Here is a 25,507-nt window from a genome sequence, read left to right on the forward strand (position 1 = left end):
TGGGCGGTCGCGCAGAAAACTCCGGAGAATTTCCGGGAGGCGTGTCGATTCCGGCGTCGTCCGTTCGACGCAGGGGTGAGAGGCCGGGAAGGACCCGGTCCGCACGACACGAGGAGTCACCATGCCGCGTTACCTCTCCATGGTCCGGATCGACGAGAACAACGCCCCCGCCGAGGGCCCCAGCCCGGAGCTGATGCAGCGCATGGGCGAGCTGATCGAGGAGATGACCAAGGCGGGCGTCCTCCTGGACACCGCCGGACTGACCCCGACCGCCCAGGGCGCCAGGGTGCACTACGAGGGCGGCGAACTGTCCGTCACCGACGGGCCGTTCACCGAGAGCAAGGAGGTCGTCGGCGGGTACGCCCTGCTGCAGGCCAAGGACAGGGCCGAGGCGATCGAGTGGACGAAGCGGTTCCTGAAGGTCCACGAGCCGCACTGGACGGTGACCTGCGAGGTGCGCGAGGTCGTCGAGGCCTGAGCCGGAGGCGGCCGGGTGCGGGGGGCGCGCGGCAGGGCCGCCCGTCCCGCCGGGCGTCAGCCCGCCCCGGCTCCTCCGCCTCGTCCGGACCGGCCGGCCGCCCCGGCCGCCCCGGCCGGCCCGCCCGTTTGGCCCGGCAGCCGTACCGGTGTCTGATGGTGGGCTGTGACACCGCAGGCCACCCCAGACCCCCGTGAGGGCGGAAGCGGCAACGGAGCCGGCGGGACGGCCGGTGCCCGTTCCCCTGGACAGCCGGACGCCGCCGGGCCCGGCGGCACCGACGGGCCCACGGGGGCGGAGAGCACCGGGTCCGCCGCGACCGCGCCGCGCGCCGGTACCGCCCCGCGCCCGGGCCTCCCACCGGCCGACGACACCGCGCGGACCGTCGACGCCGTCTTCCGCATGGAGTTCCCCCGGGTGGTCGCCGGGGCGGCCCGGATCGTCCGGGACGTCGGCATCGCCGAGGAGCTCGCCCAGGACGCCCTCGTCGCCGCGCTGGAGCGCTGGCCGTCCGACGGCGTGCCCGACAACCCCGGCGCCTGGCTGACGACCGCCGCCCGCCGCCGCGCGGTCGACCTGGTCCGGCGCCGTGAGACGTACGCCCGCAAGCTGGCGGAGATCGGCCGGGACCTCCCGGCCGCGGTGGCGCCCGAGGAGCCCGCCGACCCGGACGCCATCGACGACGACCTGCTCCGGCTGGTCTTCACCGCCTGCCACCCCGTGCTCTCCGCGGAGGCCCGGACCGCCCTCACCCTGCGCCTGCTCGGCGGTCTGACGACGGCCGAGATCGCCCGGGCGTTCCTGGTGCCGGAGCCGACGGTCGCCCAGCGCGTCGTGCGTGCGAAACGCACGCTCGCGACCCGGAACATCGCCTTCGAGGTGCCCTGCGGCCCGGACCGTGAGGCCCGCCTCGGCTCGGTCCTGGGCGTCATCTACCTGATCTTCAACGAGGGGTACGCCGCCACGGCCGGCGACGACTGGCTGCGCCCCGCCCTGTGCGAGGACGCCCTGCGGCTGGCCCGCGTACTGACCGGGCTGATGCCGGACGAACCGGAGGTGCACGGGCTGACCGCGCTGCTGGAGTTCCAGTCCGCCCGCGCCGCCGCCCGCACCGGCCCGGACGGCGAGCCGGTGCTGCTCAAAGACCAGAACCGGTCCCGCTGGAACCGTCTGCTCATCGCCCGGGGCGTCACCGCCCTCGGCCGCGCGGAGGCCGCCTCCGGCGGGGCCCCGGGCCCGTACGCCCTCCAGGCCGCCATCGCGGCCTGCCACGCCCACGCGCTCCGCTACGAGGACACCGACTGGGCCCGGATCGCCACCCTCTACGGGGTGCTCGCCGCCCGGGCGCCGTCGCCGGTCGTCGAACTCAACCGCGCGGTCGCCGTGTCCATGGCCGAGGGCCCGGCCGCCGCGCTCCCCCTCGTGGACGCCCTGACCGGTGCGGCGGCGCTGCGGGACTACCACCTGCTGCCGAGCGTGCGGGGCGACCTGCTGGCCCGCCTGGGCCGCACCGGCGAGGCCCGCGCCGAGTTCACACGGGCCGCCGCCCTCACCCGCAACGAACGGGAACGACGGATGCTGCTCCGACGGGCGGAGGAGACGGGCGGATAGCCCGGCCCGGCGGCAGTCCCGGCACTGGGGGAGGGGGTGGGACGGTGGGGGCTCGGGACGGCGAGGGCGCGTGGGGGCGCCCCCCGCGGCGGTCTCGGCACCCGGGGGAGGGAGCGGGCCCGGCTCGGAGGCTCCGGTGCCCGGGGTGGGCGCGGGACGGCGAGGACGAGGGACCGGCCCGGCGGCGGTCCCGGCGGCCGTCCCGGCGCCCGGGGAGGGCGCGTGCCGCGGGGTGGGACGCGCCGGCGGTCACCGCACCGGGTGGCCCAGCAGCATCGTCGGGGCCCCCGCGACGCGGGTCAGGAACACCGTGACGGCGGCGCTGCCGTGCGGCTTGGGCAGGACCTTGCGGCGCAGCTCCTCCGGCTCCACCGCCGAGCCGCGCTTCTTGACGGTGAGCGTGCCGACCCGGCGCTCCCGCAGGAGGGCCTTCAGCTTCTTGGCGTTGAACGGCAGGCGGTCGGTGATCTCGTAGGCGGTGGCGTACGGCGTCGGGCGGTGGGTGTCGGCGGTGACGTACGCGATGGTCGGGTCGAGGAGTCCGCCGTCGAGCTCCTGGGCGACCTCGGCGACCAGATGGGCCCGGACGACCGCGCCGTCGGGCTCGTACAGGTACCGGCCGGGCGGGCGCACCGCCGGGTCGGGCAGGCCGCGGGAGAGGAGCGTGCGCGGCCCGGGCAGCAGCGTCGCCAGGACCCGGCCCGGGGGCACCTGTTGCCCGGGGCCGCACCACAGCACGGCCTCCTTCACGTCCCCGCCGTCCGAGATCCACTCGGCGGCGAAGTCCTCGGGAACGGCCTCGTGCGGGATGCCCGGCGCGACCTTGAGGGCGGCGGCGAGCCGTGCCGCCCGGGCCGCCCCGACGGCCCAGGACAACGGGGGCGAGTACGCCTCGGGGTCGAAGACGCGGCCCCGTCCGCCCCGCCGGGCCGGGTCGACGAAGACGGCGTCGTAGTCCCCGGTGGCGACCTCGGCGACGTCGGCCTGCCGCACCTCGATCAGGCCGTCGAGCCCCAGGGCCTCGGCGTTCGCCCGTGCCACCGCCGCCGTGAACGGGTCCCGGTCCACCGCCAGGACCCGGATCCCGGCGCGGGCCAGCGCGATCGCGTCCCCGCCGATGCCGCAGCACAGGTCCGCCACCGAGGTCACGCCCAGTTCCACGAAGCGTCGCGCCCGGTACGCCGCCACACTCGCCCGGGTCGACTGCTCGACGCCGTGGGGCGTGAAGAACATCCGGGCGGCGTCCCGCTCCCCGAACTTCGCCACCGCCCGTTGCCGCAGTCGTGCCTGGGCGAGTGCGGCCGACACCAGTTCCGCCGGGTGGGTGCGGCGCAGCCGGGTGGCCACGGCGAGTTCCTGCGCGGGGGAGGTGGCGCGCACCTCGTCGAGGAGGGCGCGGCCTTCGGGGGTGAGGAGCGGGGCGAGGTCGTTCACCGGGTCATTGTGGGCCAGTCGGTGGACCGTGCGCGTCCCGCCGCGGTGTCGGGCGGGGTCCCGTGGGACGGGCTGCGAGGATCCGGCACCATGCGAGTAGTAGGACAAAATGACAAAAGAGGGGCGGTTGGCGGGAAGCGGTGGGCCACCGGCAGGAAGCGGATCGGTCTCGCGGGTCTCGCCCTCGCCGCCCTCGCCGCGGGATGCGGCCAGGGTGCCGCCACCGAGGTGGAGGGGGCGGGCGGCCAGCAGCCCCTGAACGCGCCCCCGGCCCGCGCCCTCGACTCCTATGCCGACAAGCTCCGCGCCCGCCACGCGGCCCGGGCCGCCGCCGCCCGCAGCTGGGGCCTGAAACGGGTGCCCCTCACCGCCCCGGCACCCCCCGCGCGCAAACCGACGATCACGACCCGCAAGGGCTTCGAGGTGGACGGGCACCGCCGCCTGGGCCTCCCCCCGGTCTTCACCACGGTCCCCACCCGGCAGAAGGTCGTCTTCCTGACCATCGACGACGGTGCCGAGAAGGACCCGGAGTTCCTGCGGATGATGAAGGAACTGCGGATCCCGTACACCGCCTTCCTCAGCGACTACGTCGTCAAGGACGACTACGCCTACTTCGCGAAGATGCAGGACCAGGGCGTCGGCCTGCACAATCACACCCTCCACCACCCCTACCTGCCCAAGCTCTCCTACGCGCAGCAGAAGCGCGAGATCTGCGGCATGCAACGGGTGATCGAGAAGCGGTACGGCGAACGCCCCGTCCTGTTCCGCCCGCCCTTCGGCAACTACAACAAGGACACCTTGCGCGTCGCCAAGTCCTGCGGCATCACGCACGTTCCCCTGTGGAACGAGGAGGTGTTCGCCGACCGGTGGGACTACCGCGAGTGGGACCGCAGACTCCGCCCCGGCGACATCGTCCTCAGCCACTTCCGGGGGCAGGACGACTGGAAGGGCACGATGCCCGACATGATCCGCCGCTTCCTCGACAAGGTCACGGCCGAGGGCTACGCGGTGGGGCGCCTGGAGGACTACCTGTGAGGCGGGGCCCGGCGCCCACGCTCCGCCTCCTGGCCGCCGGCGCCGCCGCCCTGTTCACCACCCTCGCCGCCTGCGGCACCCCCGCCGCCGGACCGCCGGGCGCCCCCGCGCAGCACGCCGACGGTGCCGCGCGGCCCGCCGACGGTGCCGCGCAGCCCGGAAAGGGCAGCCGTGACGGCCCCGGAGCCGAGGGAGGCGCCGGAGGTGGTGACGGCCCCGGGGCGGAGCCCGGTGCCGGAGCCGGTCCGGGCGACGGCACGGCAGCGGACGCGGGGAGGACTGGGGGAGGCACGGAGGCGGGGACCGGAGGAGCCGCAGAAGCGGGGACCGGAGGAGGCGCGGAGGCCGGTGCGGCCGGTGCCGGAAGCGGAGGGAGCCGGTCGGCGGGTGAGGGGCGGGAAGCCACGGCGGGGGACCGGTTTCCGCCCGTGATCGACCGCCTCGCGACGCGCGAGCAGGTCGTCTTCCTGACCTACGACGACGGTGCGGGGCGGGACCCGGGCCTCATCGACCTGATCCGCCGACGCCGCCTCCCGGTCACCCTGTTCCTCACCGACACCGTGGCCGGTCCCGGATACGGCCACTTCGCCCGGCTGCGGGCGGTCGGCGCCGGCCTGCAGAACCACACCATGGAGCACCCCGCCCTGCGGGGCCTGCCCTACGCCGGCCAGCGCGCCGAGATCTGCGGCCAGCAACGCAAACTCCGATCCCGCTTCGGCGTCCGGGCCCGCTTCCTCCGCCCGCCCCACGGCACGTACGACACCACGACGCTGCGCGCCGCCGCCGACTGCGGGATCGCCGCGGTGGTCCTGTGGAGCGCCACCGTGCAGCCGGACGGCACCCTCGCCGACGCGCGCGGTCCGCGCGAGCCGCGCCCCGGCGACATCATCCGCGTCCCGTCGGACGGCCTGCCGGCCCCGTCCCTCCGGGAGCGCACGGAACGGCTCCTGGCCCAGCTGGACGGGCGCGGCCTGACGGTGGCCTCCCTGGAGGACCACTGGGACGCCACCGGGTCACCGGCCGCCGGAGCGCACCGCGACACCTCCGCCCCGACCGCCGCCGGCCAGGCCGCCGGGAGTGGCTGAGCCCCGGTACGGACAGCGCGCCCGCCCCGACGCGCGGGGCACCTGATTGGCACTCCGCTTGACCGAGTGCTAATCGCGGTCATAGTCTCGGGTCTGGCACTCCCCCCTGGAGAGTGCCAACAACGCGACGGGCAGGTCCGGCACCCGCGACGACGGATCGACCTGGTCGCCACCTCAGACAGTTAACCCCGTGAGATCTCCGAAGGGGGAGGTCGGATCGTGACGACCGCCAGCTCCAAGGTTGCCATCAAGCCGCTCGAGGACCGCATCGTGGTCCAGCCGCTCGACGCCGAGCAGACCACGGCTTCGGGCCTGGTCATTCCGGACACCGCCAAGGAGAAGCCCCAGGAGGGCGTCGTCCTGGCCATCGGCCCGGGCCGGATCGAGGACGGCAAGCGCGTCGAGCTCGACGTGAAGGTCGGCGATGTCGTGCTCTACAGCAAGTACGGCGGCACCGAGGTGAAGTACAACGGCGAGGAGTACCTCGTCCTCTCGGCTCGCGACGTCCTCGCGATCGTCGAGAAGTAAGCCACCTCGAAGCACATTTGCTCGAACTGCGCCCCTGGCCCCCGCAATCGCTGAGAAGCCGGGCGCCCGGGGCGCAGTGTTGTCATCCAGATTTCCGAGAGGGCTCCCGCTGCCATGGCGAAGATCCTGAAGTTCGACGAGGACGCCCGTCGCGCCCTCGAGCGCGGCGTCAACAAGCTGGCCGACACGGTGAAGGTGACGATCGGCCCCCGCGGCCGCAACGTCGTCATCGACAAGAAGTTCGGCGCCCCCACCATCACCAACGACGGTGTCACGATCGCCCGCGAGGTCGAGATCGAGGACCCGTACGAGAACCTCGGCGCGCAGCTGGTGAAGGAGGTGGCGACCAAGACCAACGACATCGCTGGTGACGGCACCACCACCGCCACGGTGCTCGCCCAGGCCCTGGTCCGCGAGGGTCTGAAGAACGTCGCCGCCGGTGCCTCTCCGGCCGCCCTGAAGAAGGGCATCGACGCGGCCGTCGCCGCGGTCTCGGAGGACCTGCTCGCGTCGGCCCGCCCGATCGACGAGAAGTCCGACATCGCCGCCGTGGCCGCGCTGTCCGCCCAGGACCAGCAGGTCGGCGAGCTCATCGCCGAGGCCATGGACAAGGTCGGCAAGGACGGTGTCATCACCGTCGAGGAGTCCAACACCTTCGGCCTGGAGCTCGACTTCACCGAGGGCATGGCCTTCGACAAGGGCTACCTGTCGCCCTACTTCGTCACCGACCAGGAGCGTATGGAGGCCGTCCTCGACGACCCGTACATCCTGATCACGCAGGGCAAGATCGGTGCCATCGCCGACCTGCTGCCGCTGCTGGAGAAGGTCATCCAGGCCAACTCCTCCAAGCCGCTGCTGATCATCGCCGAGGACGTCGAGGGCGAGGCCCTGTCGACCCTGGTCGTCAACAAGATCCGCGGCACCTTCAACGCCGTCGCCGTGAAGGCCCCCGGCTTCGGTGACCGCCGCAAGGCGATGCTGCAGGACATGGCCGTCCTCACCGGCGCCACGGTCGTCTCGGAGGAGGTCGGCCTCAAGCTGGACCAGGTCGGCCTGGACGTGCTCGGCTCCGCCCGCCGCGTCACCGTCACCAAGGACGACACCACGATCGTCGACGGTGGTGGCAACAAGGAGGACGTGACCGGTCGCGTCGCCCAGATCAAGGCCGAGATCGAGACCACCGACTCCGACTGGGACCGCGAGAAGCTCCAGGAGCGCCTCGCGAAGCTGGCCGGCGGCGTGTGCGTGATCAAGGTCGGCGCCGCCACCGAGGTGGAGCTCAAGGAGAAGAAGCACCGCCTGGAGGACGCCATCTCCGCGACCCGCGCCGCGGTCGAGGAGGGCATCGTCTCCGGTGGTGGCTCCGCGCTGGTCCACGCCGTCAAGGTCCTCGAGGGCAACCTCGACAAGACCGACGACGAGGCCACCGGTGTCTCCGTGGTCCGCAAGGCCGCCGTCGAGCCGCTGCGCTGGATCGCCGAGAACGCCGGCCTCGAGGGCTACGTGATCGTCTCCAAGGTCGCCGAGCTGGAGAAGGGCAGCGGCTACAACGCCGCCACCGGCGAGTACGGCGACCTGATCAAGGCCGGCGTCATCGACCCGGTCAAGGTCACCCGCTCCGCCCTGGAGAACGCCGCCTCCATCGCCTCCCTCCTCCTCACGACCGAGACCCTGGTCGTCGAGAAGAAGGAAGAGGAGGAGCCGGCCGCCGCGGGCCACGGCCACGGCCACGCCCACTGAGGCACCGCCTGATCGGTGAAGCCCCCGCTGTCCGTCAGGGAGCGGGGGCTTCCCCATGCCCTGCCCACGCGACCGGCGGGGGCGGGTGGCCGCCGTCGTCCGAGCGCGGCCCGCGCCCGGCTCAGAGGTCCGTGGGTTCCAGGGCACCGAGTCGCGCCATCAGCCCCAGTCGGTCGTACTGCCACCAGCCCTCGGCGATCCGGCCGTGGTCGTCGAAGCGGAAGACGGTCGTCCCCGTCATGGCCGCCTTCTTACCCGTGGCGGGGATGCCCAGGAACTCGCCCGTCTGGGTTCCCTCCCAGGACCATCGCGTGCACACCCGGTCGCCCTCGGCGAACAGGTCCTCGACGCGGAGGACGAAGTCGAACCCGTCCCGCCACACGTCCATCTCGCGTCGCAGGTGATCCAGCCCGATCACGTCCTGCTCGTTGGCCGGATCGTGGTCGTGGTAGTGCTCGGCGACCATCCCGGCCATCGGGGAGAGGTCGCCGTCACCGGCCAGCACCTCGAAGAACCTCCGTGCGGTACCGGTGTGCAGCTGCGCGTCCCGCACGACGTCCAGGTTCGTGAACGTCGGTGTCCCGTCGCACAGCGCCACCATCTCCCGGAAGATGCGGTCGGTCTCCGGCAGCCGCGAGTTGCGCATCGCCTCCTCGTACGACGGGAACTCCACGATCTCGATGACGTGCGACGCATCCGAGCGGTCCTTGCCGACCACCGCGTGCGTCGCCGTCCGCCGCCCCTTGGACTGCTCGACCCACTGGTCCATGAGCCGGTTGATGTCGTCGAGGCGATGGGTCCGGCAGTCGATGAGCTGGACGAAGGTCATCACGTTCACCTCCGGCCCCCCTGCGTGTCGGGCCCGGGTCCGGGTCCGGTCGGGATCCGCACCTCATTTTCGCACCGGACCACCGGCGTCACATCGCATCGCCGAGCCGGCAGCGGTGGAGGGGCTGCCCGGGCGAGGGTCTGGGGTCGCCGGGGCGAGGGTCCGGGGGCGCCGGGGCGAGGGTCCGGGGCCGCCCGTGTGACGGTCCGGGCATCAACCGCCCAGGGGTGCACGCCCTTCGGGCCGCCGGGGGGTTGCACGCCCGTCGGGCATCTACCGTCCGTCGGCACCAGGCCGTCGCGCACCGACCCTCCGGAAGGCGGCCGACCGGCACCGGCACCGGCACCGGCACCGGCACCGGACACGGCGACCCGGTGCCCGCCGGGCCGGGCCGGGTCCGGCACCGGTTCCCCGGGGCACCCGGACGGCACCGACCCCGAGGCGTCCGAGCAGCCCGGCGCCGATGCGGTTTCGGCTACGGTGCCGGTCCGACAGGGCGCGGGCCTCGGTGCCCGGTGCTCGGGGCTCCGGCTCCGGAGCCGGACTGCTGCCGTTCCCGGAAGCGCGTCACCACCCGTGCCGGCGTGCTCCCGTGCTCAAGTCCGGTCTACTGCGGGCCGTACTTGCGCCCCGTACGGGAGGTGATCCCGCCGAGCATGCCGCGCGGGACCAGCTTCGCCGCTCCCATCAGCGCCTTGTAGCGCGGATCGGGGATCGACACCGTTTTGCCGCGGGCCAGGTCCGCCAGCCCGGCCTCGGCCACCTTGTCGGCGTCCAGCCACATCCAGTTGGGGATGCTGTCCGTCCCCATTCCGGCGCGCTCGTGGAACTCGGTGCGCACGAACCCCGGGCACAGCGCCATCAGGCGCACCCCGCTGCCGGCCAGGTCCTTGGCCGCGCCCTGGGTGAACTGCACGACCCATGCCTTGGACGCCCCGTAGGTGCCGCGGGGCACGAAGGCCGCCACGGAGGCCACGTTCACCACGCCCCCGCGCCCGCGTTCCCGCATCGCCTCGGCCGCCGCCGACGTCAGGCGCAGCACGGCCTCGCAGTGCACCTTGATCATCCTCAGCTCGTCGGCCATGGAGACGTCCAGGTATCGGCCCTTGTTGCCGAAACCGGCGTTGTTGATCAGCAGGTCGACGGGGTTCTTGCGGTCCCCGAGCCGTTCGGCCACCGCCTCGATGCCCTTGTCCTCCGCCAGGTCGGCAGAGAGCACCTCGGCCTCGATGCCGTGCAGGTCGTGCAGCTCGGTCGCCTGCTCCCGCAGCCGGGCGATGTCACGGGCCACCAGCACCAGGTCATGTCCGTCGGCCGCCAGCCGCCGCGCGAACGCGGCACCGATACCTGCCGTCGAACCCGTAATCAGAGCCGTTGTCATGGCGCAAGACTAGTTACCCGGAGGCAAGGCGTCCGCTCGGTGCCCCCGCCTCGTGCGGTGCACGGGGGCCCGGCCTCCTCAGCCGTGCGCCGTCCCGCGCCCTTGACCCGGGTGACCGGTCGGGGCTGCGGAGTTCCCGCGGTGCGGCCCGCGGCCCCTGTCCACCACCACGAACCGGCTTCATCCCCTCGTCCTCAGGGTGGAGCAGGTGGCGGATGTGCACGTGCGGCACGTCCGGCTCGGGCGGCCCGGTGAACCGCAGGGCCAGTCTCATCGTCGCCCGCCGTGCGGGAGGCGCACCGTGTCCTCGGGTATGCGCCGGGTGTGCGCAACGCGGGTGGCGGCAGGAAGCCGTTGAGCTGCAGGACCCGGAACTGGGCCTCCCGGACATGGGTGTTGGGCGGTATGCCGTTGGGGTGTTGCGTCGTATCCACGCCTCCTTGGTGCCGCGGGTGACGGTCTCGTCGATCCGGTGCGGCTCCACGGTCGACTCGGTCGGCGGCGGTATCAAAACGAGGGCGTTGTCGAAGGTCTCCCGGCCCACCGTGCTCACGACGGCGTCCGTCCGCCACCAGGCGAACAGCGCGCCGACGGCCGCCGCGAGGGAGGTGACCAGCGAACTCAACACGACGACTGGGCGCTTCCAGCGGAAGCGGCGACGGGGGGCGCCGGGCGGAAGCTCTCCGCTCGGCGCCGCGCTCGGGATCGGGGAACCAGGCATGCAACGAGCGTCGTGGATCACGGCCCGCCGAACATCGGGGAACCGCCCCCAGTCACCCCGGAGACAACCCCCGTCCGCCCTCCGGGTTTTCCCCGTAGGTGTGCTGTTCGACAGGTTTGGTGGCGCGGTGGACCGGCCGTGCCCGAGTGGTTGGCCGACCGTGCCCGAGTGGTGGCCGCCGTATGCCACCGCCAGCCTCAGCCGCCTGCTGCTGACCGTCAGCCGTGAGCCGTCAGCCGTTCGCTGTCGGGTTGTCAGCTTGCCTGCACGGTCGCCGACTTCCCCGGAAGCTCGGGCCCCTCGTCTCCCCCGGACCCCCGGGAGCCCCCGTAGCCCCCGGACCCCCGGTGTCCCTCCCGCACCCCCGGCCTCTCGGATCGTCCGTACCTCTCCACATGGGCCCGTGCGGCCGCCAAAGACCCCGGATGGAGCGCCGGCCCCGCCGCCAGCAGCCTCGGGAGCAGGGCCCGGTCCGTCGTCATCGCCCGGAACTGCAGGGCGACTGTCACCTCGTGTTCGGGCCGGTGCACGACGCGTATCAGGTCGCCCGCCCGTACGTCACCGGGGCGCACGACGCGCAGGTACGCCCCCGGCGCTCCCCGCTCGGTGAACCGCTTCACCCAGCCCTTCTCACCCAGATGGCCCTGGAAGGTGCGGCACGGGATGCGGCCGCTCGTGACCTCCAGGACCACCTCGTCGCCGATGGCCCAGCGCTCGCCGATCAGCGCGCCCGACACGTCGATGCCCTCGGTGGTCAGGTTCTCGCCGAAGCAGCCGTCGGGCAGCGTCCGCCCCAGGGTGCGTTCCCACGTGTCGAGGTCCTCCCGGGCCATGGCGTAGACGGCCTGGTCGTCACCGCCGTGATGCCTGGTCTCGCACACCGCGTCCCCGGCCAGTCCGCTGCCCCCGACGCCCTTGGGCCCGGGGGCGGTCACGCGGACGGGCCCGTCCACCGGCCGTTTGTCGATGCCGGTCACCCCCTCGGGATGGGACGTGTAGGGGACGGGACGGGGGCGCCCCAGGTTCACAGAGAGAAGCCGCATGAGCGCACGGTAGGCGACCGGGGCTCAAAGCGTCGACGGAATATGGGTCCGGACATCAAAGGGTCGCTTATCCTTGGCGGTGTGATCGAAGCCCGCCACCTCCGTGTGCTGCGCGCCGTGTCCGCCAGCGGTTCCTTCTCCGCGGCGGCCCGTGAGCTGGGCTGCACCCAGCCCGCCGTCAGCCAGCAGATGAAGGCCCTGGAGACGTCCGTCGGCACCCCGCTGCTCGTCCGCAGCGGCCGCGAGATGCGCCTGACCCAGGCCGGCGAGGCGTTGGTGCGGCATGCGGCCGGGATCCTCGCCGGGCTCACCGCCGCCGAGGAGGAGGTCGCGGCCATCGCCGGGCTGCGGGCCGGGCGCGTGCGCCTGGTCTCCTTCCCCAGCGGCAGTTCCACCCTGGTGCCGGCGGCGCTGGCCGCGCTGCGCGACGCGCACCCCGGCACCCGGGTCTCCCTGGAGGAGGCGGAGCCGCCCCGATCCGTCGGACTGCTGCGGAACGGCGACTGCGACGTGGCCCTCGCGTTCCGCTACGAGGGTGCGGCGGGTGCCGAGGAGTGGGACGACCTCGTCGTCCGGCCGCTGCTGTCGGACCGGCTGGTGGGCCTGGTGCCGGAACGGCACCGGCTCGCCCGTGCGGAATCCGTCGCCATCGGCGAACTCGCCGACGAACCGTGGATCGCGGGCTGCCCGCGCTGCCGCGGGCAGCTGGTGGAGGTGTGCGAGACGGCCGGCTTCACCCCCCGCATCGACTTCGCCACCGACGACTATCCGGCCGTCGCCGGGCTGGTGGGCGCCGGTCTGGGGGTGGCGGTCCTGCCGCAGCTGGCCGTGGAGTCCGTCCGGCCCAGGGGGGTGCGCACGATCCGCCTGGAACCCGCCGTGCGGCGTGAGATCGTCGCGCTCACGCTTCCGGACCTCGCCCAGGTCCCGGCGGTCGCCGCGACGCTCGACCACCTCGCGCGGGCGGCCGCCCGGTAACGGAGCGGCGCGGGTCCGCCCGTGCTCCAGGGGCCGCGTGACCGTCCTGCGCGGACCTGGAGGTGATCACCCGCGCCGATCACCTCCGCCGACCACTTCCACCGATCACCTCCGGCGACAAAACAAGGGCACCTGCGTGCCCCCTGCGAAGAAACGTTCCTTCAGTTGTTCGAGGCGGCGTGTCCGCCGCCGGCCGACGCCGACACCAGCCGGTGCCGCGCCCGCCCCATCAGTTCTTCGCGCTCGTCCTCGGTCAGTCCGCCCCACACGCCGTACGGCTCGCGTACCGCCAGCGCGTGGGCCGCGCACTCGGCGCGCACCGGGCACCTCATGCAGACCTCCTTGGCCGAGTTCTCGCGAGCGCTTCGCGCCGCACCGCGCTCGCCCTCGGGGTGGAAGAAGAGGGAGCTGTCCACCCCGCGGCACGCAGCCAGGAGCTGCCAGTCCCACAGGTCCGCGTTCGGTCCGGGAAGGCGGGAGAAATCTGCCATTGCGTGACCCCTTGTAGCCGTTCTGGGCGGATCCGGTGTCCACGACCGTACAACTACGATCCAAGGAGATGAAAATATGACTCATTGCGAATCTAGTCGCAGACACCAACAAGAGGGAAGAAAAGGGTCTAAATGGGGCACGGGTTGTGATGAATCGTGGAGGGTCTGCGCGCATGTCTGCACCGTGTCCGCGTCCTCACGTAGAGTGCCGAAGATGGCAGACGGCCCCGTAACTCTTTCGAGTGACCGTCGTTGAGAGTGCGAGGCGGTTGAAGGAACAAGCGCTCGGGCGGGCGTCCGAGACGGTCGACCGCACAGGTGACGATTTCGTACCAGCCTGGAGGCTCAAGGTGACGCGCATCAGCTGCGGAGGGCGGCCATGACTTCCGTCCTCGTCTGCGACGACTCCCCGCTTGCCCGAGAGGCGCTTCGCCGCGCGGTTGCGACCGTGCCCGGCGTGGAGCGCGTGACGACGGCGGCCAACGGCGAGGAAGTCCTCCGCCGCTGGGGCGCCGACCGCTCGGACCTGATTCTGATGGACGTACGCATGCCCGGCCTGGGCGGCGTCGAGACGGTCCGGCGGCTGCTGTCCGCCGACCCCGGTGCGCGCATCATCATGCTCACCGTGGCCGAGGACCTCGACGGCGTGGCGCTCGCCGTCGCCGCCGGGGCGCGCGGCTACCTGCACAAGGACGCCTCCCGCGCCGAACTGCGCGCGACCGTCACGCAGGCTCTCGCCGACCCGACCTGGCGGCTCGCCCCGCGACGGCTGCGCTCCGCCGAGATGGGGGCCGCCCCCACGCTCACCGCGCGGGAGATCCAGGTCCTGGAGGGGATGAGCCACGGCCGGTCCAACGCGGAGATCGGCCGTGAGCTGTTCCTCTCCGAGGACACCGTGAAGACGCACGCGCGGCGCCTGTTCAAGAAGCTGGGCGCCTCGGACCGGGCCCATGCGGTGGCGCTCGGATTCCGGTGGGGTCTGGTGCGCTAGGGCCTGTCCTTCGGATCGGACCGCACCCGGTGCCCGGCACCGCACGGCGACCGGCGAGCGGGGGCACGTCGATGCCCCCGCGCGGGCCGTGTCCGCACGGCCCGCACCCGAGGTCACCACTGACCGGTGGCGCCTCCGGCGCGGCGGCCGGCCGGCCGCTCCCGCGGGGACGGCGGCCGGGCCGGAGGAGACCGGGGCCCCGCGACGCCGGGCCGATCCGAACGACAGGTCCCAGGGCCTCCCGAACGTGCCGCGACGCACCCTCCACCATGTCGCCCCACCAGGGCGGGGACGGCGCCCGACGGGTGCCCGCTGCTCGTTTCGCCGCGGATGACGCATCCTTGAGGTGTGGAGTTCCTCGGGGACGGGTCGGTCGAGCGGAAGGGGAGGGCGCAAGGGATGAGTTTCGGCGCACCTGCTCATAACGCTTCGGTGCACAACCAGGGACGCGGTGCCGCGGACCCGACGGCCGCAAGGCACCATGGACCGATGCGCGACGACGAGGCGGGCACTGCCCAAGGGGCGATCGGTGCGCTCGTCCATCGCGCGGTCGACGGCGACGAGCAGGCCACCCATGATCTGCTGGCGCACGTCCACCCCCTGGCGCTCCGCTACTGCCGCACCCGGCTGTCCCGCCTCCCGGGCGACGCCCGGCACTTCGTCGAGGACCTCGCCCAGGAGGTCTGCGTCGCGGTGCTGCTCGCGCTGCCCCGCTACAAGGACACCGGGCGCCCCTTCGAGGCGTTCGTCTTCGCCATCGCCGCGCACAAGGTCGCCGACCTCCAGCGCGCCGCCATGCGCCACCCCGGCTCGACGGCCGTGCCCTCCGACGAGATGCCCGAGCGTCCCGACGACTCGCTGGGGCCCGAGGAGCGGGCCCTGCTCAGCAGCGACGCCGAATGGGCCAAGAAACTGCTGGCCAACCTGCCCGAGAACCAGCGCGAGCTGCTTCTGCTGCGTATCGCGGTCGGCCTCACGGCGGAGGAGACCGGCCAGATGTTGGGAATGTCACCCGGCGCGGTCCGGGTCGCCCAGCACCGTGCACTCAGCAGACTGCGCGCCCTGGCCGAGCAGTAACCACGCACCGCGGGCCGCCTCTTCGGTCCCTGAACGGGCAGCGGAGCGGGCCCGTACGAGCATACGAAGACCGGAGCCCTGCTTGATCGTGGAATGAGCCACCCGTCCTTCCCGTTAGCATGGGCATCCGCACCGATCAAGGCCATTTGGGGAAGGTGTCATGACTGCCAACGTCGACGGAGTGCCCGGAAAATTCGCGACACTCGGGCTCACCTACGACGACGTGCTGCTGCTGCCGGGCGCGTCCGAGGTGCTCCCCAACGCGGTCGACACCTCGTCCCGCGTCTCCCGCAACGTCCGGGTGAACATCCCCCTGCTCTCGGCCGCGATGGACAAGGTCACCGAGTCCCGCATGGCGATCGCCATGGCCCGCCAGGGCGGCGTCGGCGTCCTTCACCGCAACCTCTCCGTCGAGGACCAGGCCAACCAGGTCGACCTGGTGAAGCGCTCCGAGTCCGGCATGGTCACCGACCCCATCACCATCCACCCGGACGCCACCCTCGCCGAGGCCGACGCCCTGTGCGCGAAGTTCCGCATCAGCGGTGTCCCGGTCACCGACGGCAACAAGAGGCTGCTGGGCATCGTCACCAACCGTGACATGGCCTTCGAGACCGACCGTTCCCGTGAGGTGCGCGAGGTCATGACCCCGATGCCGCTGGTCACCGGGCACGTCGGCATCTCCGGCGTCGAGGCCATGGAACTGCTGCGCCGCCACAAGATCGAGAAGCTTCCCCTGGTCGACGACGCGGGGGTCCTCAAGGGCCTGATCACGGTCAAGGACTTCGTGAAGGCCGAGCAGTACCCCAACGCCGCCAAGGACGCGGAGGGCCGCCTCATCGTCGGCGCCGCCGTGGGCGCCAGCCCCGAGGCGCTGGAGCGGGCCCAGGCACTCGCCGAGGCCGGCGTGGACTTCCTCGTGGTCGACACCTCGCACGGCCACAACAGCAACGCCCTCAGCTGGATGGCGAAGATCAAGTCGAGCGTCGGCGTCGACGTGATCGGCGGCAACGTGGCCACGCGCGACGGCGCCCAGGCACTGATCGACGCCGGTGTCGACGGCATCAAGGTGGGCGTCGGCCCCGGCTCGATCTGCACCACCCGGGTCGTCGCGGGCATCGGCGTCCCGCAGGTCACGGCCATCTACGAGGCGTCCCTCGCGGCCCGTGCGGCGGGCGTCCCGCTGATCGGCGACGGCGGACTGCAGTACTCCGGCGACATCGGCAAGGCCCTCGCCGCGGGCGCCGACACCGTGATGCTGGGCAGCCTCCTCGCGGGCTGCGAGGAGTCCCCCGGCGAGCTGCAGTTCATCAACGGCAAGCAGTTCAAGTCGTACCGCGGCATGGGGTCACTGGGCGCCATGCAGTCCCGGGGACAGGGCCGGTCCTACTCGAAGGACCGCTACTTCCAGGCCGAGGTCGCCTCCGACGACAAGCTCGTGCCCGAGGGCATCGAGGGCCAGGTGCCCTACCGCGGCCCGCTGGCCAATGTGCTCCACCAGCTCGTCGGCGGTCTGCGCCAGACGATGGGCTACGTGGGCGCCGCGACCATCGGCGAGATGGAGACGAAGGGCCGTTTCGTCCGGATCACCTCCGCGGGCCTCAAGGAGAGCCACCCGCACGACATCCAGATGACGGTCGAAGCACCGAACTACAGCCGCCAGTAGCAGCCGTCTTCCGAGGGCGGCCCCGAAGGACCGGGGCCGCCCTCGCCGTACGTCCGGGGCGGTGGCCGTCATCACCGTCGGGGATACTGGAAGGCGCTGCAACGCATCAGGGAAAGGCCACAGACGTGACTGAGATCGAGATCGGGCGCGGCAAGCGCGGCCGCCGGGCGTACGCCTTCGACGACATCGCCGTCGTCCCCAGCCGCCGTACGCGGGACCCGAAGGAGGTCTCGATCGCCTGGCAGATCGACGCCTACCGCTTCGAGCTGCCGTTCCTGGCCGCCCCCATGGACTCCGTCGTGTCGCCGGCCACGGCGATCCGCATCGGTGAGCTCGGCGGCCTCGGCGTGCTGAACCTCGAGGGCCTGTGGACGCGCCACGAGGACCCGCAGCCGCTGCTCGACGAGATCGTCGGACTCGACGCGGACACGGCGACCCGCCGCCTGCAGGAGATCTACGCGGCCCCCATCAAGGAGGAGCTGATCGGGCAGCGCATCAAGGAGGTGCGCGACTCCGGCGTCGTGACCGCCGCCGCGCTCTCCCCGCAGCGCACCGCCCAGTTCTCCAAGGCCGTCGTGGACGCGGGTGTCGACATCTTCGTCATCCGCGGGACGACCGTGTCGGCGGAGCACGTCTCCAGCTCGCACGAGCCGCTGAACCTCAAGCAGTTCATCTACGAACTCGACGTGCCCGTGATCGTCGGCGGCTGCGCCACCTACACGGCCGCCCTGCACCTGATGCGCACCGGGGCGGCGGGTGTCCTCGTCGGCTTCGGCGGCGGCGCCGCGCACACCACGCGCAACGTGCTGGGCATCCAGGTTCCGATGGCCACGGCGGTCGCCGACGTGGCCGCGGCCCGCCGCGACTACATGGACGAGTCCGGCGGCCGGTACGTGCACGTCATCGCGGACGGCGGCGTCGGCTGGTCCGGCGACCTGCCCAAGGCGATCGCCTGCGGCGCCGACTCGGTGATGATGGGTTCCCCGCTCGCGCGGGCGACCGACGGCCCCGGCAGGGGCCACCACTGGGGGATGGAGGCCGTCAACGAGGAGCTGCCGCGCGGCAAGAAGGTCGACCTCGGCACGGTCGGCACCATCGAGGAGATCCTCACCGGCCCGTCGCACACGCCGGACGGCTCCATGAACTTCTTCGGTGCGCTGCGCCGCGCCATGGCGACCACGGGGTACAGCGAGCTCAAGGAGTTCCAGCGCGTCGAGGTCACGGTCGCGGATTCGGAGCACAAGCGGTAACGACGGAGCGCGTTCGCCGCACCGACGCCAGGAAGGCCGGTCGCCCCAGCAACGGGGCGACCGGCCTTCCGCGTGCGGTCGGGATGGCACCGGCCCTCCCCCCTCCCCCTGGCCGCCTTGCCCTGCCGCAGGCCCGGGGCGGTGTGCGCGGCAGGCGCAGAGGGGCGCCCGCGGGCGCGGTCGGCGGCGTACGGGCTGTCGTGCGCCCTCTCACAGGCGGTGCGCGGCCCCCGTCGGGGTCGCGCCGCGCGTGTCCAGCAGCAGCTGGGCCTTCACCGACAGCCCCTGGAGGTCGTAGGTGCGGTGCTGCTGGAGCAGGATCGTCAGGTCGGCGTCGGCCGCCGCCTCGTAGAGGGAGTCGGCTCGGGGGACGGGGCGGTCGAGCACGCTCCACGAGGGGACGTGGGGGTCGTGGTAGCTGACCGAGGCCCCCAGTTCCATCAGCCGGACCGCGATCTCCCGGGCGGGGCTGCCCTGCTGGTCGGCGAGGTCGGCCTTGTAGGTGACCCCGAGCAGCAGCACCCGTGCACCGCGCGCGGACTTGCCGTGCTCGTTGAGGAGGGCGGCGGCACGCTGGACGACGTAACCGGGCATCCCGTTGTTGACCTGCTGGGCCAGTTCGGCCATCCGAAGGGTGCGGCCGGTCGTGGTGGCGAGGCTCCGGGGGGCGGTGTGCCCCCCGACGCCCGGGCCGGGGCGGAACGCCTGGAAGCCGAAGGGCTTGGTCTCCGCGCAGCGGATGACGTCCCAGAAGTCCACGCCGAGGTCGTGGCAGAGGACGGCCATCTCGTTGACGAGGGCGATGTTCACGTGCCGGAAGGTGCTCTCCAGCAGCTGTACGGTCTCCGCCTCCCGGAGCCCGCGGGCCCGGACGACCTTGTCGGTGAGCCGGCCGTAGAAGGCGGCGGCGGACTCGGTGCAGGCGGGGGTGAGGCCGCCGATGACCTTGGGGGTGTTGGAGGGCGTGAAGTCGCGGTTGCCCGGGTCGACCCGGCTGGGGGAGTGGGTGAGGTGGAAGTCGCGGCCGGCGCGCAGCCCCGACCCCTGCTCCAGGAGAGGCCGGAAGAAACCTTCCGTCGTGCCCGGAACCACCGGCGATTCCAGGATCACCGTGGTGTGGGGGCGCAGCCGGGGAGCGAGGGTGCGGGCGGCGGCCTCCACCTGGGACAGGTCCGGCTCGCCGTCGGCACCCCGCGGGGCGGGCGCCGAGATCAGGACCGTGCGCACCCGGCCCAGCTCGGCGGGGTTCGCGGTCACGCGGAAGCCCTGCGCGAGCATGCGGCGCAGCTCTGCGGGGCTGAGGGAGCCCGCCTCGGGGCCGGTCCGGTAGCCGATGGTGGGGATGCCTGCGGCGACGGCGGCCTGGGCCGTCGGCAGGCCGTACGGGCCGAGACCGATGACGGCGAGATCTGCGGGCATGGCGTGGACCGTCCTTCCCGATAGCCGAAGTGGGACAGGTGCGCAAGCCCTGTGGACAGGACGGGCGAGCGCAATGTCAGACTAGGAGTAAATATGACCGATATGCGGGATTGATCGACTGAGTTTCGGAGAGTCGTCCCTCGGAGGTTGTCCACAGGTCATCGGCCCGTGGTGGCTGAAGCCGGGCAACGCGGTCAGAATCTGGGCATGAGGGAGGGGAAGGAACGGGCTTCGCCCGACGGGTGCGGCCGACGCGACCGATGAGCGGGAGGCAGCAGTGAGGACAGCGACACTGGGGCCGGCGGAACGTGCCGAGTCACTCGCATCCATGGCCGAGCGCGAGCTGGACGTGCTGGTGGTCGGCGGAGGCGTGGTGGGAGCGGGCACGGCGCTCGACGCCGCGACGCGTGGTCTGTCCACGGGCCTCGTCGAGGCGCGGGACTGGGCGTCCGGCACGTCCAGCCGGTCCAGCAAGCTGATCCACGGCGGGCTGCGCTATCTGGAGATGCTCGACTTCACCCTCGTACGTGAGGCGTTGAAGGAACGAGGACTCCTGCTGGAGAAGCTCGCCCCGCACCTCGTCAAGCCGGTGCCGTTCCTCTACCCGTTGCAGCACAAGGGCTGGGAACGGCTGTACGCCGGGTCGGGCGTGGCGCTCTACGACGCCATGTCCATGGCCCGGGGGCACGGCCGGGGACTGCCCGTGCACCGGCACCTGACCCGCCGTCACGCCCTGCGTGTGGCCCCCTGCCTGAAGAAGGACGCCCTGGTCGGCGCGCTGCAGTACTACGACGCACGCGTGGACGACGCCCGTTTCGTGGCCACGCTGGTGCGCACCGCGGCCTCGTACGGGGCGCGGACCGCCAACCACGCACGGGTCACCGGCTTCCTCCGCGAGGGTGAACGGGTCGTCGGCGCCCGGGTCCAGGACCTGGAGGGCGGCGGAGAGTACGAGATCCGCGCCAAGCAGGTCGTCAACGCCACCGGTGTGTGGACCGACGACACCCAGGCGATGGTGGGCGAGCGCGGACAGTTCCACGTGCGGGCCTCCAAGGGCATCCACCTGGTCGTCCCCAAGGACCGGATCCACTCCACCACCGGACTCATCCTGCGCACCGAGAAGTCCGTGCTGTTCGTCATCCCGTGGGGCCGTCACTGGATCGTCGGCACCACCGACACCGACTGGGACCTCGACAAGGCCCACCCGGCGGCGTCCAGCGCCGACATCGACTACCTCCTGGAGCGCGTGAACTCGGTGCTCGCGGTCCCGCTCACCAGGGACGACGTGCAGGGCGTGTACGCCGGGCTGCGGCCGCTGCTGGCCGGTGAGTCCGACGCCACCAGCAAACTGTCCCGCGAGCACACGGTGGCCCACCCCGTGCCCGGACTCGTCGTGGTCGCGGGCGGCAAGTACACGACCTACCGGGTCATGGCCAAGGACGCCGTGGACGAGGCGGTGCACGGACTCGACATGCGGGTCGCCGACTGCGTCACGGAGGACGTGCCGCTGCTGGGTGCCGAGGGCTACCGGGCGTTGTGGAACGCACGGGCGCGGATCGCCGCCCGGACAGGGGTGCACCCCGTGCGCGTCGAGCACCTGCTCAACCGGTACGGCTCGGCGGCCCAGGAGGTCCTGGACCTCATCGTCTCCGACCCGACCCTGGGCGAGCCCCTGCAGGCCGCCGACGACTACCTGCGGGCCGAGATCGTCTACGCCGCCTCGCACGAGGGCGCGCGGCACCTTGACGACGTGCTGACCCGCCGCACCCGCATCTCCATCGAGACCTTCGACCGGGGCACGCGCAGTGCTCGCGAGGCCGCGGAGCTGATGGCGCCGGTCCTGGGCTGGGACAAGGACCAGGTCGAGCGCGAGGTGCAGTACTACGAGAAGCGCGTGGAGGCCGAACGGGAGTCGCAGCGGCAGCCCGACGACCTGACGGCGGACGCGGCTCGGCTGGGTGCGCCGGACATAGTCCCCCGATAGCGGCCCGGGCAGGCGCGTCCCGCCGATGCCCCGGCGGGGCGCGCCTGCCCGGACGGATGGGGGAGGGGCGCCGTGCGCTCCGCCCCCAGGTCTGGGCGAGAGGGCTCGGGGTCCTTCCCGATGCGGGAGTCTCAGGACGGTTTCACGGTGCCCGACGGGCGGTGCTGGGGGCCGCGTTGGGCGACGGGTTCAAGGGTTCAACCGGTTCACTCGAACGAGCGATGCAATCCGGGATCTCTGTTCAGGGCCGGGTCGTTCTAGGAGGTGCGGGGGCAGAACTCGGCAGCGAGCACCGCGGGCTCGAGACCGGGATCGGCTATGGCGTCCGTGTTCACCCGGAGTGTGAGGACACGCCGGCCGTCGACGGTGGCCGCGGTGCGCACGTAGCTGCCGGATATCCGGCCGTTGTGTCCCCACACCGTGGTGCCGCACGGAAGCACCTGCGGGAACAGACCCAAGCCGTACGAGCCGTGTGCGGCACGGGTGTCGAGCATCTCGCGCAGCCGGCGCGGGGGCAGCAACTCACCGCTGAGCAGGGCCGAGTAGAAGCGGTCCAGATCGGCGAGCGTGGTGACCAGCTCGCCCGCGGCTCCGGCCACCCGCGGGTCGAGTTCGGTCACGTCGGTTCCGTCGGCGGCGTAGGCCCGGCCGTGCGGGTCGGGAAGGGACGTGCGGGATCCCGGGAAGGAGGTGCCCGTCAGACGCAGCGGAGCGATGATGCGCTGCTCGGCCTCGGCGGCGTAGGAGCGACCGGTGACCTGCTCGACGACCTCGCCGAGCAGCACGTAGTTCGTGTTCGAGTAGGAGTAGTGGCCGTGATCGGCCGGAGGGTGGGTGAGGGCCAGGCGTATGGACTGAAGAGGAGTGAGAGGGACGGTCCCGCGGGTGTCGGCGGAGAAGTCGTGGAGGCCGCTGGTGTGGTTGAGCAGGGAACGCAGGGTCAGCGCGCGGCCGTCGTTGCCCGCTCCCCGCACCAGACCCGGCAGGTGCTCCTCCACGGTGTCGGACAGGGACAGGCGGTGCTCCTCGGCCAGTTGGAGCACCACGGTCGCGACGAACGTCTTGGTGATGCTCCCGGCGCGGAAGTGGTCGGACCGCGCCACACCGGGACCGGCGTCGGCATAGCGGTACCCGCTCCCCTCCTTGGCCAGGAGGGCCGCGGCGGGCGCCTCACCCTCGGTGACCAGCAGGGGGAGAAGGGCGTCCGTGGGCGGGTCCGCCGGTGCTGACGAGGCGGCCGGCGCCATCGCCAGCAGGGCCAGGGACACAGGGACGGCCAGTAGTGTGCGCAGCGACGGCATCCCGGCTCCTCCCTGGTCGGATGCACATCATGCAAGGCGCCTTTACGTGGCCTTCATCCGGGGCCGTGATCCTCTGGGACCGGAGGCCCGCGCCGAGACACCCTGGGCGTTGGGCACTTGTCGGGTGAGGGACAATGAAGGCTCTGTCAGGGCGGGTTGCATGAGGGGACGCATGTCGGAGCCGGAGCGGGCGGGGACATCTCGTCAGGACAAGAGCGCACGCCTCCTCGCCGGGCGGTACCGGCTGGGAGATGTGCTCGGCCGCGGCGGCATGGGGACGGTGTGGCGCGCCGAGGACGAAACCCTGGGCCGGACCGTCGCCGTCAAGGAACTCCGCTTCCCGTCGAACATCGACGAGGAGGAGAAGCGCCGGCTGATCACGCGGACCCTGCGCGAGGCCAAGGCGATCGCGAGGATCCGCAACAACAGCGCGGTGACCGTCTTCGACGTGGTCCAGGAGGACGACCGGCCCTGGATCGTGATGGAACTCGTCGAGGGCAAGTCGCTCGCCGAGGTCATCCGGGAGGACGGCCTGCTGGAGCCCAAGCGGGCCGCCGAGGTGGGTCTCGCCGTGCTGGACGTCCTGCGGTCCGCACACCGCGAGGGGATCCTGCACCGGGACGTGAAGCCGTCGAACGTGCTGATCGCCGAGGACGGCCGGGTCGTGCTCACCGACTTCGGCATCGCGCAGGTCGAGGGCGACCCGTCCATCACGTCCACCGGCATGCTGGTCGGCGCCCCCTCCTACATCTCCCCGGAACGGGCCCGTGGCCACAAGCCCGGTCCGGCCGCCGACCTCTGGTCGCTCGGCGGACTGCTGTACGCGGCGGTGGAAGGGGCACCCCCGTACGACAAGGGCTCCGCGATCGCCACGCTCACCGCGGTGATGACGGAGCCGCTCGAAGAGCCGAAGAATGCCGGCCCTCTTCGGGACGTCATCCACGGGCTGCTGACCAAGGACCCCGCCCAGCGGCTCGACGACGCCGGAGCGCGGGCCATGCTGAACTCGGTGATCCACGCACCTGAGCCCCGAGGCGAGGCCGAACCGGCGGACGCGACCAAGGTCGTTCCGTTGCCCGAGCAGCCCGCAGGACGAGGCGGCGACCGGGAAGAACCCGGTGAGCGGCTGCGGGGCGCCTTCAGTTCGATGCGCAAGGCGGCTGCCGCGGCCGGAGCGGCCGGTGCCGCTCTCGCAGGGCGCGCCAAGTCCCCTGAAGGCTCGGGCACGTCGGGGTCGGGCACCGTGCCGGGGCCCCGGGAGCCGGGCGGTTCCGCGTCCGGGACGGCCGCCGGGACGGCGTCCACCCCGGGCACGTCGGCCGCGCCCACTGCCCGTACCGCCCGTACCGCGTCGGCGGGCTCCCCCTCCACCTCCGCCGCGTCCCACGCCTCCGCCGGCGGACCCTCGTCGCCTGCGTCCTCGCCCTCGTCCCCATCCGAATCCGCATCCCCCTCCCCCTCCCCATCCCCCTCCTCGTCACCTTCCGCCTCTGCTCCGGCGCCGGCCTCCGCGGCGAGTGCCGGGCGCCTGTCCGGTGGTGCGGAGTCGGAGAGCAAGAGCGGTGCGGAGGGGCGGAGTTCGGGGTGGCCCGTGATGACGCCGCCGGATCTGCCGCCGACACCGGTGCGCCGGGCGCCGCTGACCGATGTCGTACCGCGGCGGACACTGATCATCATCGCGGTGGTCGTGGCGCTCGCGGTGCTCGGCACCGTCCTCGCCCTCACCCTCCGCGGTGACGAGGGCACCGGCGACGCCAAGGGCGGCACGGGGGACAGCACGGTGGCCGGGGCGACCCCCAGCGGTGACACCAAGGGCGACGAGGGTGACACCGCCGAGCCCAACGGTTCCTCGGGTGGTGCGGAAGGAGACGCCGACGACGACGCGGGGGACGACGCCCCGGGAGCCGGCCAGGACGAGGACGACTCCGATGCCGGGGACGGCAAGGAGGACGGGGCGGGCGACGACGCCGGTGATGTCTCGGTGGACGGGACCCACCAGGGCAAGCAGGGCTACTCGATCGGGCTGCCGGAAGGATGGAAGTACGTCTCGACGGGTGCCGCGGGCGACCGGTTCGCCGGCCCCGACGGCCAGAAGCTGCTCGTCGCCTGGACCTCCACGCCGAAGAGCGACCCCGTGGCCGACTGGAAGAACCAGGAACGCTTCATGCGACGTTCGCAGTACCGGCAGATACGCATAGAGAAGGTGGAGTACCGCGGCTGGAACGCGGCCGACTGGGAATTCACGTATTCCGAAGGCGGCACGAAGTACCGCACCATCGACCGGGGCTTCGTGGTCGACGGCCGGGTCGGCTATGCGCTGATGTACACCGCGAAGGCCGACGACTGGGACGGTGACCGGCGTGAGACGACGTGGCGGACCCTCACGGAGACCTTCCAGCCCAAGTCCTGACCGGGTGTCGTGTCGTACTGGCCGGGCTGCCACCGTGCCGCGGCAGTCCAGCCGGCAG

Annotated in this window: 18 protein-coding genes and 2 pseudogenes; 13 read left to right on the top strand and 7 right to left on the bottom strand. The window is 72.5% G+C overall.

The annotated features are described in order from the left end of the window. The first annotated feature begins 121 nt into the window (after positions 1 to 121). Positions 122 to 478, top strand: coding sequence for a YciI family protein (locus AB0F01_RS06980; RefSeq protein WP_362090661.1), 357 nt, complete (start codon positions 122 to 124; stop codon positions 476 to 478). A 402-nt stretch (positions 479 to 880) separates the two neighbouring features. After that, a complete protein-coding gene (locus AB0F01_RS06985; protein WP_362090662.1) occupies positions 881 to 2,089 on the top strand; it encodes a sigma-70 family RNA polymerase sigma factor in 1,209 nt (402 codons plus the stop codon). A 249-nt stretch (positions 2,090 to 2,338) separates the two neighbouring features. Here the strand turns inward: AB0F01_RS06985 and AB0F01_RS06990 are convergent, their stop codons facing one another. Beyond that, a complete protein-coding gene (locus AB0F01_RS06990; RefSeq protein ID WP_362090664.1) occupies positions 2,339 to 3,523 on the bottom strand; it encodes a class I SAM-dependent methyltransferase in 1,185 nt (394 codons plus the stop codon). A 90-nt stretch (positions 3,524 to 3,613) separates the two neighbouring features. On the opposite strand from AB0F01_RS06990, the gene AB0F01_RS06995 reads away from it, so the two are divergent. The 4 genes and pseudogenes from AB0F01_RS06995 (at position 3,614) to groL (ending at position 7,911) form a co-directional block, all read left to right on the top strand. After that, entirely contained in the window at positions 3,614 to 4,558 is a 945-nt protein-coding gene (locus AB0F01_RS06995; protein WP_362090666.1) for a polysaccharide deacetylase family protein, read from the top strand. A 395-nt stretch (positions 4,559 to 4,953) separates the two neighbouring features. After that, positions 4,954 to 5,705, top strand: a pseudogene (locus AB0F01_RS07000) (polysaccharide deacetylase family protein); the annotation flags it as partial. A 157-nt stretch (positions 5,706 to 5,862) separates the two neighbouring features. Beyond that, positions 5,863 to 6,171 (top strand): co-chaperone GroES, encoded by a 309-nt coding sequence (gene groES / locus AB0F01_RS07005; RefSeq protein ID WP_073932713.1) that lies wholly within the window; start codon positions 5,863 to 5,865, stop codon positions 6,169 to 6,171. Between the two features lie 114 nt (positions 6,172 to 6,285). Then, positions 6,286 to 7,911, top strand: coding sequence for a chaperonin GroEL (groL, locus tag AB0F01_RS07010; protein ID WP_362090668.1), 1,626 nt, complete (start codon positions 6,286 to 6,288; stop codon positions 7,909 to 7,911). A gap of 121 nt (positions 7,912 to 8,032) precedes the next feature. Here the strand turns inward: groL and AB0F01_RS07015 are convergent, their stop codons facing one another. From AB0F01_RS07015 to AB0F01_RS07025, 3 genes and pseudogenes are all read right to left on the bottom strand, one after another. Further along, positions 8,033 to 8,740: an ester cyclase gene (locus AB0F01_RS07015; protein WP_362090670.1), complete on the bottom strand. Its 708-nt coding sequence runs from the start codon at positions 8,738 to 8,740 to the stop codon at positions 8,033 to 8,035. 607 nt (positions 8,741 to 9,347) lie between these two features. Continuing rightward, positions 9,348 to 10,121, bottom strand: a complete 774-nt coding sequence (locus AB0F01_RS07020; protein WP_362090672.1) for an SDR family oxidoreductase — start codon at positions 10,119 to 10,121, stop codon at positions 9,348 to 9,350. A 1,101-nt stretch (positions 10,122 to 11,222) separates the two neighbouring features. Then, a pseudogene (locus tag AB0F01_RS07025) lies at positions 11,223 to 11,885 on the bottom strand (MOSC domain-containing protein); the annotation flags it as partial. Between the two features lie 81 nt (positions 11,886 to 11,966). Between AB0F01_RS07025 and AB0F01_RS07030 the strand changes: the two are divergent. Beyond that, entirely contained in the window at positions 11,967 to 12,863 is an 897-nt protein-coding gene (locus tag AB0F01_RS07030; protein ID WP_362090674.1) for a LysR family transcriptional regulator, read from the top strand. Between the two features lie 161 nt (positions 12,864 to 13,024). On the opposite strand, the gene AB0F01_RS07035 is transcribed toward AB0F01_RS07030, so the two are convergent. After that, a complete protein-coding gene (locus AB0F01_RS07035) occupies positions 13,025 to 13,354 on the bottom strand; it encodes a WhiB family transcriptional regulator (RefSeq protein ID WP_362090676.1) in 330 nt (109 codons plus the stop codon). A gap of 379 nt (positions 13,355 to 13,733) precedes the next feature. Between AB0F01_RS07035 and AB0F01_RS07040 the strand changes: the two genes are divergently transcribed. The 4 genes from AB0F01_RS07040 to AB0F01_RS07055 all read left to right on the top strand — a co-directional run bounded on the left by AB0F01_RS07040 (position 13,734) and on the right by AB0F01_RS07055 (position 18,335). Then, the gene (locus AB0F01_RS07040) at positions 13,734 to 14,345 is read left to right on the top strand and encodes a response regulator transcription factor (protein ID WP_003948568.1); all 612 of its coding nucleotides are present in this window, start codon (positions 13,734 to 13,736) and stop codon (positions 14,343 to 14,345) included. 489 nt (positions 14,346 to 14,834) lie between these two features. Then, positions 14,835 to 15,422, top strand: a complete 588-nt coding sequence (locus AB0F01_RS07045) for a sigma-70 family RNA polymerase sigma factor (RefSeq protein ID WP_164338721.1) — start codon at positions 14,835 to 14,837, stop codon at positions 15,420 to 15,422. A gap of 160 nt (positions 15,423 to 15,582) precedes the next feature. Beyond that, positions 15,583 to 17,085 carry an IMP dehydrogenase gene (gene guaB, locus AB0F01_RS07050; protein WP_362090678.1) on the top strand — a complete coding sequence of 501 codons (1,503 nt, stop codon included), beginning with the start codon at positions 15,583 to 15,585 and terminating at the stop codon, positions 17,083 to 17,085. Between the two features lie 125 nt (positions 17,086 to 17,210). Then, a complete protein-coding gene (locus AB0F01_RS07055) occupies positions 17,211 to 18,335 on the top strand; it encodes a GuaB3 family IMP dehydrogenase-related protein (RefSeq protein ID WP_362090680.1) in 1,125 nt (374 codons plus the stop codon). Between the two features lie 210 nt (positions 18,336 to 18,545). Here the strand turns inward: AB0F01_RS07055 and AB0F01_RS07060 are convergent, their stop codons facing one another. Next, on the bottom strand, positions 18,546 to 19,754 hold the full coding sequence (locus tag AB0F01_RS07060) for a nucleotide sugar dehydrogenase (protein WP_362090682.1): 1,209 nt from the start codon (positions 19,752 to 19,754) through the stop codon (positions 18,546 to 18,548). Between the two features lie 277 nt (positions 19,755 to 20,031). Between AB0F01_RS07060 and AB0F01_RS07065 the strand changes: the two genes are divergently transcribed. After that, on the top strand, positions 20,032 to 21,738 hold the full coding sequence (locus tag AB0F01_RS07065; protein ID WP_362090684.1) for a glycerol-3-phosphate dehydrogenase/oxidase: 1,707 nt from the start codon (positions 20,032 to 20,034) through the stop codon (positions 21,736 to 21,738). A 257-nt stretch (positions 21,739 to 21,995) separates the two neighbouring features. On the opposite strand, the gene AB0F01_RS07070 is transcribed toward AB0F01_RS07065, so the two are convergent. Beyond that, the gene (locus tag AB0F01_RS07070) at positions 21,996 to 23,039 is read right to left on the bottom strand and encodes a serine hydrolase domain-containing protein (protein ID WP_362090686.1); all 1,044 of its coding nucleotides are present in this window, start codon (positions 23,037 to 23,039) and stop codon (positions 21,996 to 21,998) included. Between the two features lie 172 nt (positions 23,040 to 23,211). On the opposite strand from AB0F01_RS07070, the gene AB0F01_RS07075 reads away from it, so the two are divergent. Then, complete coding sequence (locus tag AB0F01_RS07075; protein ID WP_362090688.1) at positions 23,212 to 25,449, top strand: serine/threonine-protein kinase; 2,238 nt, start codon at positions 23,212 to 23,214, stop codon at positions 25,447 to 25,449. The last annotated feature ends 58 nt before the right edge of the window (positions 25,450 to 25,507 follow it).

Source organism: Streptomyces sp. NPDC029526 (genome assembly GCF_040637405.1).
Classification (GTDB): domain Bacteria; phylum Actinomycetota; class Actinomycetes; order Streptomycetales; family Streptomycetaceae; genus Streptomyces.

Excerpts from the sequence above, each read along its gene's own strand:
- groL (WP_362090668.1), top strand. The coding sequence starts at position 6,286 with ATGGCGAAGATCCTGAAGTTCGACGAGGACGCCCGTCGCGCCCTCGAG.
- AB0F01_RS07060 (WP_362090682.1), bottom strand. The coding sequence starts at position 19,754 with ATGCCCGCAGATCTCGCCGTCATCGGTCTCGGCCCGTACGGCCTGCCG.
- AB0F01_RS07035 (WP_362090676.1), bottom strand. The coding sequence starts at position 13,354 with ATGGCAGATTTCTCCCGCCTTCCCGGACCGAACGCGGACCTGTGGGAC.
- AB0F01_RS07020 (WP_362090672.1), bottom strand. The coding sequence starts at position 10,121 with ATGACAACGGCTCTGATTACGGGTTCGACGGCAGGTATCGGTGCCGCG.
- AB0F01_RS07015 (WP_362090670.1), bottom strand. The coding sequence starts at position 8,740 with ATGACCTTCGTCCAGCTCATCGACTGCCGGACCCATCGCCTCGACGAC.
- AB0F01_RS06985 (WP_362090662.1), top strand. The coding sequence starts at position 881 with ATGGAGTTCCCCCGGGTGGTCGCCGGGGCGGCCCGGATCGTCCGGGAC.
- AB0F01_RS06980 (WP_362090661.1), top strand. The coding sequence starts at position 122 with ATGCCGCGTTACCTCTCCATGGTCCGGATCGACGAGAACAACGCCCCC.
- AB0F01_RS06995 (WP_362090666.1), top strand. The coding sequence starts at position 3,614 with ATGCGAGTAGTAGGACAAAATGACAAAAGAGGGGCGGTTGGCGGGAAG.
- AB0F01_RS07070 (WP_362090686.1), bottom strand. The coding sequence starts at position 23,039 with ATGCCGTCGCTGCGCACACTACTGGCCGTCCCTGTGTCCCTGGCCCTG.
- AB0F01_RS07040 (WP_003948568.1), top strand. The coding sequence starts at position 13,734 with ATGACTTCCGTCCTCGTCTGCGACGACTCCCCGCTTGCCCGAGAGGCG.
- AB0F01_RS07075 (WP_362090688.1), top strand. The coding sequence starts at position 23,212 with ATGTCGGAGCCGGAGCGGGCGGGGACATCTCGTCAGGACAAGAGCGCA.
- AB0F01_RS07045 (WP_164338721.1), top strand. The coding sequence starts at position 14,835 with ATGCGCGACGACGAGGCGGGCACTGCCCAAGGGGCGATCGGTGCGCTC.
- guaB (WP_362090678.1), top strand. The coding sequence starts at position 15,583 with ATGACTGCCAACGTCGACGGAGTGCCCGGAAAATTCGCGACACTCGGG.